The 1,465-nt window shown below is 48.2% G+C and carries 1 protein-coding gene; it reads right to left on the reverse strand.

Features of this window, described 5'->3' with window-relative positions:
• On the reverse strand, positions 1-1,465 hold a 1,465-nt coding region (locus tag AB4323_RS23580), incomplete at both ends, for a tandem-95 repeat protein (protein ID WP_372153472.1).

Raw genomic sequence — 1,465 nt, forward strand, 5'->3', positions numbered from 1 at the left:
AAGCCGAAGTTTACGTCACCATTGAAGTTTTCATTCGGTGCGAAGGTGTATGTGCCATTACCGTTGTCGGTAAGAATACCGTCGCCACCGTCGTAGGTCACACCTTCAACCGTTAGGTTGTCGCCTTCAATGTCCGTTGCACCTGTTAATAGGTCTGCATCGGTGAAGATAAGCGTTCCATCTTCTTCAACACTGAACTGTTGATCTTGAGGTACTGGCAAATCATTTACTGGGTTAACGGTTAGGTCTGCAGAAGCTTGAACCGTATTGGTGCCATCTGAGATATCGAAGCTGATATCGATGTCACCATTGAAGTTCTCATCTGGCGTAATCGTGAAGCTGCCGTCATCATTAGCTACAACCGTCGCATCTCCACCAACCGTTAGGCCGCTAGCAGTAAGGTCATCGCCCTCTACGTCAGATGCTTGTGATAGCAATTGCTCTTGGCTTAGACGAATCGAACCATCTTCGTCGATTGAGTACGCTAGGTCACCAGACACAGGCGCATCATCAACGGCAGTTACGCTCACGTCGATGTTGGCAGAGACCGTATCGGTGCCGTCTGATACATCAAAACCGAAGTTTACGTCGCCATTGAAGTTTTCATTCGGTGCGAAGGTGTATGTGCCATTACCGTTGTCGGTAAGGATACCGTCGCCACCATCGTAGGTCACACCTTCAACCGTTAGGTTGTCACCTTCAATGTCTGTCGCGCCTGTAAGCAGATCCGCGTCTGTGAACAGTAAAGTACCGTCTTCTTCAACACTGAATTGCTGATCTTGAGGAACTGGCAGGTCATTGATTGGGTTAACGGTTAAATCGGCAGAAGCTAGAACGGTATTGGTACCATCTGAGATATCGAAGCTGATATCAATGTCGCCATTGAAGTTCTCATCTGGCGTGATGGTGAAACTGCCATCATCGTTAGCTACAACCGTCGCATCACCACCAACCGTTAGGCCGCTAGCAGTAAGGTCATCGCCTTCCACATCTGATGCTTGAGAAAGCAGCTGCTCTTGGCTTAGACGAATCGAACCATCTTCGTCGATTGAGTACGCTAGGTCACCAGACACAGGCGCATCATCAACCGCAGTCACACTTACATCGATGTTCGCAGAGACCGTATCGGTGCCATCTGACACATCGAAGCCGAAGTTTACGTCACCATTGAAGTTTTCATTCGGTGCGAAGGTGTATGTGCCATTACCGTTGTCGGTAAGAATACCGTCGCCACCGTCGTAGGTCACACTTTCAATAGTAAGGTTGTCACCTTCAATGTCCGTTGCGCCTGTTAATAGGTCTGCATCAGTGAAGATTAACGTGCCGTCTTCTTCAACACTGAATTGTTGGTCTTGTGGAACAGGTAAATCATTTACTGGGTTAACCGTCAGGTCTGCTGAAGCTTGAACGGTATTGGTGCCATCTGAGATATCGAAGCTGATATCGATGTCACCGTTGAAGTTTT

This window comes from Vibrio sp. 10N.261.52.C11 (genome assembly GCF_041471405.1).
GTDB classification, from domain to species: domain Bacteria; phylum Pseudomonadota; class Gammaproteobacteria; order Enterobacterales; family Vibrionaceae; genus Vibrio; species Vibrio crassostreae_C.